The 7,160-nt window shown below is 75.9% G+C and carries 8 protein-coding genes and 2 pseudogenes; 3 read left to right on the forward strand and 7 right to left on the reverse strand.

The genetic code is table 11. The features are described from left to right. Together A6V29_RS05445 and A6V29_RS05450 are read left to right on the forward strand one after the other, a co-directional pair. Positions 1-315, forward strand: a 315-nt coding sequence (locus tag A6V29_RS05445) for an integrase core domain-containing protein (RefSeq protein ID WP_137159366.1), incomplete at its 5' end; no start/stop codon positions are given. A gap of 235 nt (positions 316-550) precedes the next feature. Then, positions 551-802 (forward strand): WhiB family transcriptional regulator, encoded by a 252-nt coding sequence (locus A6V29_RS05450; protein WP_137159367.1) that lies wholly within the window; start codon positions 551-553, stop codon positions 800-802. A 61-nt stretch (positions 803-863) separates the two neighbouring features. On the opposite strand, the gene A6V29_RS21490 is transcribed toward A6V29_RS05450, so the two are convergent. The 5 genes and pseudogenes from A6V29_RS21490 to A6V29_RS05470 form a co-directional block, all read right to left on the reverse strand. Continuing rightward, positions 864-1,514, reverse strand: a complete 651-nt coding sequence (locus A6V29_RS21490; RefSeq protein WP_170977705.1) for a response regulator — start codon at positions 1,512-1,514, stop codon at positions 864-866. Then, complete coding sequence (locus A6V29_RS22115) at positions 1,486-1,941, reverse strand: sensor histidine kinase (protein WP_502700075.1); 456 nt, start codon at positions 1,939-1,941, stop codon at positions 1,486-1,488. Before A6V29_RS22115 ends, A6V29_RS21490 begins: the two co-directional genes overlap by 29 nt. Before the next feature lie 33 nt (positions 1,942-1,974). Continuing rightward, positions 1,975-2,597, reverse strand: a pseudogene (locus A6V29_RS22120) (histidine kinase); the annotation flags it as partial. Positions 2,598-3,623: 1,026 nt separating this feature from the next. Next, positions 3,624-4,337 (reverse strand): hypothetical protein, encoded by a 714-nt coding sequence (locus tag A6V29_RS05465; RefSeq protein WP_137159369.1) that lies wholly within the window; start codon positions 4,335-4,337, stop codon positions 3,624-3,626. 121 nt (positions 4,338-4,458) lie between these two features. After that, positions 4,459-5,940 carry a sensor histidine kinase gene (locus A6V29_RS05470; protein ID WP_137159370.1) on the reverse strand — a complete coding sequence of 494 codons (1,482 nt, stop codon included), beginning with the start codon at positions 5,938-5,940 and terminating at the stop codon, positions 4,459-4,461. 52 nt (positions 5,941-5,992) lie between these two features. On the opposite strand from A6V29_RS05470, the gene A6V29_RS05475 reads away from it, so the two are divergent. Beyond that, a complete protein-coding gene (locus tag A6V29_RS05475) occupies positions 5,993-6,490 on the forward strand; it encodes a GNAT family N-acetyltransferase (RefSeq protein WP_137159371.1) in 498 nt (165 codons plus the stop codon). Here the strand turns inward: A6V29_RS05475 and A6V29_RS05480 are convergent. After that, on the reverse strand, positions 6,469-6,717 hold the full coding sequence (locus tag A6V29_RS05480; protein WP_137159372.1) for a biotin/lipoyl-binding carrier protein: 249 nt from the start codon (positions 6,715-6,717) through the stop codon (positions 6,469-6,471). The two genes, A6V29_RS05475 and A6V29_RS05480, sit on opposite strands and share 22 nt — an antisense overlap. 71 nt (positions 6,718-6,788) lie before the next feature. After that, positions 6,789-7,160: pseudogene (locus A6V29_RS05485) on the reverse strand (biotin carboxylase N-terminal domain-containing protein); the annotation flags it as partial.

A 7,160-nucleotide genomic window follows, 5' to 3' on the forward strand; every position in this document is an offset into this window, starting at 1 on the left:
TGCGGAGTCAGCGTGAAGCGGATGCTGACCGACAACGGCAACTGCTACCGATCCTTCGATTTCCGCGACGCCCTCGGCGACGTCGTCCACAAGCGGACCCGCCCCTACCGGCCGCAGACCAACGGCAAGGTCGAGCGTTTCCACCGCACCCTGGCCGATGAATGGGCCTACGCCGCCGACTACGCCAGTGACGCAGAGCGGGCCGCTGCCTATCCAGACTGGCTGCACCGCTATAACCATCACCGCGGCCACACCGCCCTCGGCGGTCGACCTCCCGCCAGCCGCGTCACCAACCTGTCAGGGCAGAACACCTAGCACGGGCGTGGTGAGGTTGCTCACGCGGGGTCGCCGCAAGGCTCGTTTTGCTTGACAGGCGTCCGTCCCGTGAAAGCATCGCGACAGGAACGCAACCTGCCGGTAACAAGCAGGCAGTCGCTGCCGTCAAGGCGCTGGAGACCCCGGTGTCTGCCCGGGGGTGTCGGCCCGGCCTCGAGCCGGACCGGGGCACGGCGACTGACGGAGCACGCAGACGACACCGAGGAGCACCACCATGGACTGGCGCCACCGCGCGCTCTGCCGGGACGAGGACCCGGAGCTGTTCTTCCCGATCGGGACGGCCGGCCCCGCCATCGTCCAGATCGAGCAGGCCAAGGCCGTGTGCCGGCGCTGCCCGGTCACGGAGGCCTGCCTGGACTGGGCGCTGAGCTCGGGCCAGGACTCCGGGGTCTGGGGCGGCCTCTCCGAGGACGAGCGGCGCGCTCTCAAGCGCCGCCAGGCCCGCACCCGGGTGCGCACCGCCTGAGCGCTGCGCCGCGATCGACACGAGGCCGGTCCCGGATCATCCGGGCCGGCCTCCGTGCCGTTCAGGCGCCGCCGAGGCCGGAGCGCTGGGCGAGCTCCGCGGCCGTCGCCCGGTCGGCCACCTGCAGCTTCGCGAACACGTTCGAGACGTGGTTCCGCACGGTCTTGCCGCTGACCTGCAGCCGCGCAGCGATCTGCGGGTTCGACAACCCTCGGGCCACCAGGTCGAGGATCTCCCGCTCGCGCGCGGTCAGCTCGGGGAACGGCAGGGCCGTCGGCCTGCTCGGCGGCGCCGCGAAGAACGCGGCGAGCCGCGTGGCGATGCTGGGCCCGAAGATCGCCTCCCCGTCGGCGACCGCGCGCACCGAGCGGAGGATCTCCGCACGACTCGCGCCCTTGAGCAGGTAGCCGCGCGCGCCGGCCCGCAGCGCGGCGAACACGGAGTCGTCGTCGTCGGACATGCTCATGACCAGGACCCGGACGTGCGGGCTATCGGCCACGATCCGCTCGGCGGCGGCGACCCCACCCATCCCGGGCATCGTGAGGTCCAGCAGCACGACGTCCGGGTGGCGGGCGGCGGCCACCGCCAGGGCCTCCTCGCCGCTCGCCGCCTCGCCGCAGACCTCGACGTCGTCGGCCGTCGACAGCAGCGCGCACAGGCCGATGCGGAAGTGCGCGTGGTCGTCAACCAGCAGGACGCGGATCGGCTCCATCGTCTCCCTCGCTCCGGTGCCGGTCGAGCGGCAGGTCGGCCCGGACGACGGTGCCGCGTCCGCCGTCCGAGGTGATCGTGCACCGGCCGCCGAGCTCGGCGGCCCGCTCCCGCATCGAGGCCAGGCCGACTCCCAGGGCCGGCTTCGCACCGCCCCGACCGTCGTCGGACACCTCCAGGTGCAGCAGGTCCCCGTCCGGGAAGAGCCGCACGACGGCGGTGCCGGCAGCGGCGTGCCGGTCGACGTTCGCGACCGCCTCGACCGCGATGCGGTAGGCCGCGACCTCGACCGCGGCCGGCAGCGGCGGCAGCGGCCGGACGACGTCCAGGACCACGGGGACCGCCGGCGGCGGGCGGCCGGCCAGGTGGGCCTCCAGCGCCCCCACGAGGCCCAGGGTGTCCAGGGCCGGCGGCCGGAGCCCGTCCACGAGCCGGCGGACGTCGGCGAGCGCCGTCCGCGCGTCGTCGGCGACCTCGTCGAGCAGCGCCCGGGCCACGGCGGGGTCGCGACCTCGCGCGCGGTCTCCGCTCGCATGGCCAGGCCGGCGAGGAGCGGGCCCAGCCCGTCGTGGACGTCGCGGCGGAGCCGCCGGCGCTCCTCCTCCCTGGCCAGGACCAGCCGCTCCCGGGACGCCTGCAGGTCCGCTGCCAGCCGCTCGGCACGCCGGGCCTCCCGGGCGGCGAGGACCGCGCCGGCCACGCTCGGGGCCAGGTCGCGGAGCAGCCCGAGGTCGCGCCCGCCCAGCGCGGTCTCGCCCGGCCGCGGGCCCAGCAGCAACCGGCCCACCCGTTCCCCGCCGGCGGTCAGCGGGATCTCGACGGGGGTGTCGGGCAGCCGACCGGCGACGATCCGCTCGCCACCGTCGACGTCGACGCCCACCCCGCCGAGGTGCAGGGCGTCGCGCACGGTGGCGGCGGCCGCGGAGACGGACGTCGCGCCCCCGGCCTCCTCCAGCCGCCGGCCGAGACGGGCCAGCACCGTGTAGGGGTCGCCGCGATCGCCGTAGAGCAGCCTGTCGACACGACGCTGCAGGACACCGCGCAGCGGCGCGAGCACGAGTGCGGCGACCGCCGCCGCCAGCACGGGGACCGGTGGCTCGGGCGGTCTCGCCCAGCAGACCCCCGGCGGCCGCGACCAGGGCCAGGTAGACGGCGACGACGGCGCCGGTCAGCACGACCAGCAACACGGTGCGGCCGATGAGCCGCTCGATGTCGAACAGCTGGTGGCGGATCACCGCGACGGCCAGCGCGACCGGGACCAGCGCGGTGGTCAGCGAGCCCAGCGCGTCCCAGGCCGGCGCCTGAGCCGGCCACACCCCGCCCCGATCGCCGTCGGTCAGCCCGACGACGAGGCGGGTGAGGACCGCCAGCGCGCAGAGCCCGAGGGCGAAGGCCGGCCACTCGACCTGCAGGCGCAGTCGGGAGCCCGGAGGCAGCTGCCGGACACGGAGCAGCAGCCGGGCGCCGGCGACGACGACCACCAGGCCCGCGGACAGCGTGAACGCCGCGGCGGCGACGTCGGCCGCCGGACCCAGGCCGGGGACGCCGAGCGGGTTCGGCCGGCCCGGCAGGCCCAGCTGCTCGTCGCGCCCGGGCCGCAGCGCCGACAGCACCGCGGTCCCGGCCGCGATGACGGCGAGGCCGCGCAGCGGCCGGCGCCACCCGGGGGCCGCACGTCCGTCCGGGAAGAGCACCGGCGTCAGGGCGAGCAGCAGGTTCCCCGGCACCCACAGCCACGTCTGCGGCCAGCCCAGGACCGCGGCCGCCGGGGAGCCCTCCGGGAAGCGCAGGGCCGTCTGCCCGAGCGCCTCCGCCAGCGCGAAGCAGACGCCGCAGCCCAGGAGCGCGAGGCCCACGCGGTTGTCCGGGCGGCGGTGGGCGATCAGCCCGCCGGTGACCAGGCAGGCCGCGACGAAGACCAGGTGGACGAACTCGTCCGGCGACTGCCCGCCGCCCAGACCCAGCACGAGGCCCGTGCCGGTGAGGAGGAGAGCCACCCCTGTCACCGGCAGCGCGACCGAGGTGACCACGCGCGAGATGCCTGCCGCGGGTGCGGCAGGCATCCCCTCCACGCCGGTCAGGGCCACGGACACGCGTGGAACGTAGCGGTTCAGGAGCGTGCGGCCCCCTGCCCGCGACCTGCGAGGGCGAGCGCCGTCCCGGTGAGCACCAGCCACAGCCCGCCGGGCACGACGGCGATGTACTGGACCGGCATCACCTGCGTCGCGGCGAGCGCGAGAGCCAGCAGGAGGCTCTCCACCGTCACGAAGCGCCCGACCGAGCCTCGGCGCAGCCCGCCGAGGGCCACGGCGCCGGCGGCCAGACCCAGCCCGCCCCACAGCCAGGCGATCGTCGCGTAGTACCCGACGTAGGAGCCGACGATCGCTGGATCGAAGGTGGTGTCGCCGGTGAGCGCCCACACCAGCTCGGTGGAGATGCCGCCACCGATGAAGACCGCGGCGGCGGTCAGCAGCACTCCGCCGAGCGCCACGCCCGGCACCAGGCTGTGCGCCGGCTCCTGCTGGGCCAGGTGCCGGCGCAGGCCCGTGCCGAAGACGACGAGGCACGCGGCGGCCACGACGCACACCACCTGCTGGGCCCAGACGAGCCCGGCGCTGTCCTCGATGGCCGACACGAGGTCGGCGCTGCGCGCGTAGGCGCCGTCGTCGCTGCCCACGATGCCGGAGGTGGCGAACAGCCCAGCCGCCCCGATGGCTCCGCCCGCGACGCCGGCCCAGGCCCAGCCGCGGCCTGGCGGGACGGTGGCGGAGGCGCTGTGCGGTGGGGCTGCGGGGTGCGGGATCGGGGGCGTGGTGGTGGTCACGGGAGCTCCTCTCGAGCGGTCGATGTGGGACGACCCTCGACCGCGCGGTGTCCCGGTCGCACGGGTCACCAGGTCCCGTCCGCGTGGGACACCCCCGGGACGCCTGTGCCGGCGCGCCTCCTCAGCGGCGCGGCAGCCCCGCGCCGGGCAGCGTCAGCACGACCTCGGTGCCCCGCAGCCCCGGTGGCACCGTCATCTCCAGGCTCCCGCCCAGCTCGCTGACGACGAGGGTCCGCACGATCTGCAGACCCAGCCCCTCGTACGCCGCCGGGTCGAAGCCCTCGGGCAGCCCCCGGCCGTCGTCGCGGACCCGGACCACGAGGTCGTCCCCGTCGCGCTCGGCGAGCAGGTCGATGGCTCCTGGCTCGCCCTCCGGGAAGGCGTGCTCCGCCGCGTTGTGCAGGAGCTCGGTCACCGCCAGCACCAGCGGGGTGGCGGCCGCGGCCGGCAGCTCGCCGAAGGTGCCGGTCCGTTGCGTCCGGGCCGCGGGGCCGACGGAGGCGAGGTCGCCCAGCATCGGCAGCACCTGGTCGAACACCCGGTCGACGTCGACGACGTCCTCCCGGCTGCCGGCGAGTGCCTCGTGCACGATCGCGATCGACGTCACCCGGCGCACCGACTCCTCGAGCGCGTCGCGGGCGGCCGGCTCGGCCATCCGGCGCGCCTGCAGCCGCAGCAGGGCCGCGACTGTCTGCAGGTTGTTCTTCACGCGGTGGTGGATCTCGCGGATGGTCGCGTCCTTGGTGAGCAGCGCCCGGTCACGACGGCGGACGTCGGTCACGTCGCGCACCAGGACGAGCGCACCCGCCTCTCCCCCGGGCGCCCGGAGCGGCAGCGCCCGGACGAGCATGGTGGCCGACGCCCTGTCGACGTCCATCGGGTCGGGGAACCGCCCGGCGACGGCGGCGGCGATGCCCGCCGCGACCGCCTCCCCCGCGACCCGGTCGGCGGCGGCGGCCCGCGTGACCTCGGCCAGGTCCTGGCCGACGACGTCGCCGGCCACCCCCATCCGCCGGTAGGCCGACAGCGCGTTGGGGCTGGCGTAGACGGCGCGGCCGCGCGCGTCCAGGCGCAGCAGCCCGTCCCCCACCCGCGGGCTCATCTCGGCGTCCTGCAGCTTCTCCGGCGGGAAGGTGCCGGCCGAGATCATCAGGCACAGGTCGGCGGCGATGTCGAGGTAGGTGTGCTCCAGGGTCGACGGGGACCGGGTGACCGCGAGGTTGACGTCCTTGGCCAGGACGGCGACGACGACGCCCTCGTGCCGCACCGGGACGACCTCGCGCCGCCGCGCGATCGCGCCGGCCCTCTCGGGCTCCCCCCCGGGAAGCGGGCGCCCCTCCCGGTAGGCCGCGGCGAAGGGGGCCGCGGCGGCGTCGCGGAGCTCCACGCCCACGAGGTCCTCGGGCCGGCTGGTGGGCGCCGTCAGCGGCCGCACCTGGGCCACGCACCACCACGCGCCGGTGGGCAGCGGTACCCAGAGGGTCAGGTCGGCGAAGGAGAGGTCGGCGAGCAGCTGCCAGTCCGCCACCAGCCGGCGGGAGTGGTCCACTTGCGCCGGGCTGTTCGCCGTTCCCCGGGCCAGACGTTCGGAGAGGCTGCTCATGGTGCCCAGGAGCGTAGTGAGAGTGCCCCCTGCCCCCCTCTAGGCTCCGTGCGTGGCCGACAGCACCCTGTCCGTGGAGCCCGCCCTGCCGGAGGACCACGCGCGCATCGCCGAGCTCACGGTGGGCGTCTACGTGGACGGCGAGCTGGCCTCCGACGGGTACACCGCCGAGCTGGCCGACGTCGCCGGTCGGGCGTCGCGCTCGGAGCTGCTGGTCGTGCGGGACGCGGGCGGCCGCGTGGTGGGCAGCGTGGCGCTGGTGCTCTCCGGCGACTTCGGCGAGGTCACCGTCTCCGACGAGGAGGCCGCCTTCCGGATGCTCGTCGTCGACCCGGTGGCACGGGGCCGGGGCGTCGGCCACCTGCTGGTGAGCAGCTGCCTGGACCGGGCCCGTGCGGCGGGCAAGCGCCGGATGGTGATCTCGACCGACCCGCGGATGACCGCGGCGCACCGGCTCTACGAGCGGCTCGGCTTCACCCGGCTGCCGGAGCGCGACTGGTCGCCGATGCCGGGCATCGACCTCCTGGTCTACGCCCTCGACCTCTCCTGAGGTTGCCCGGCGACGACGGTGGCGATGAGGTCGCCCTCCTGGAGCACCTCGCCCTCCACGACGTGCAACTCCTGCACGGTGCCGGCGAGCTCGGTGAGGACGGGGATCTCCATCTTCATCGACTCGAGGATGACCAGCGTGTCCCCGGCAGCGACCTGCGCTCCGGGAGTCACCAGCACCTTCCAGACGCTGGAGACCATCTCGGCGTGGATCTCCTCGACCGCCACCTGACCTCCTCCGCCCCGAGCCCGGCCGACCGTCGTCGACGCGCCGCCTCATCCAAGCACGGCCGCCCCGCTCAGGGCGGCGGAACGGCGGAGTCGTCGGCGAGCCGCCGGAGGACCGCGCGCACGTCGGGCCCGTCGTGCGGCACCCCGGTCGCGGGCAGCTCCGACAGCACCCGGCTGACCGCCCGTGCGGCGGTCGCGGTGTCGGGGGCGCCGGCGCTGACCGTGGCCAGCAGCGCGTCGTACCACCCGTCGAGGCGGTCCCCTGGGTCGTAGCCGCCGACGGCGACCAGGTCGACGTCGGCGTCGGCCGAGGCGGCCGGCCGGGCCGTCCCGGGCAGCCGGCCGGTAACCCGGCCGGCCTCTCCGGGCGGCAGGGTCGCCCGGAGCTGCACCGCCACCGCGGCGCGCCGGGACGCCGCGGACGGTGCCGGGACGTCGGG

It is taken from the genome of Blastococcus sp. CCUG 61487, assembly GCF_005222955.1.
Taxonomy (GTDB): domain Bacteria; phylum Actinomycetota; class Actinomycetes; order Mycobacteriales; family Geodermatophilaceae; genus Blastococcus.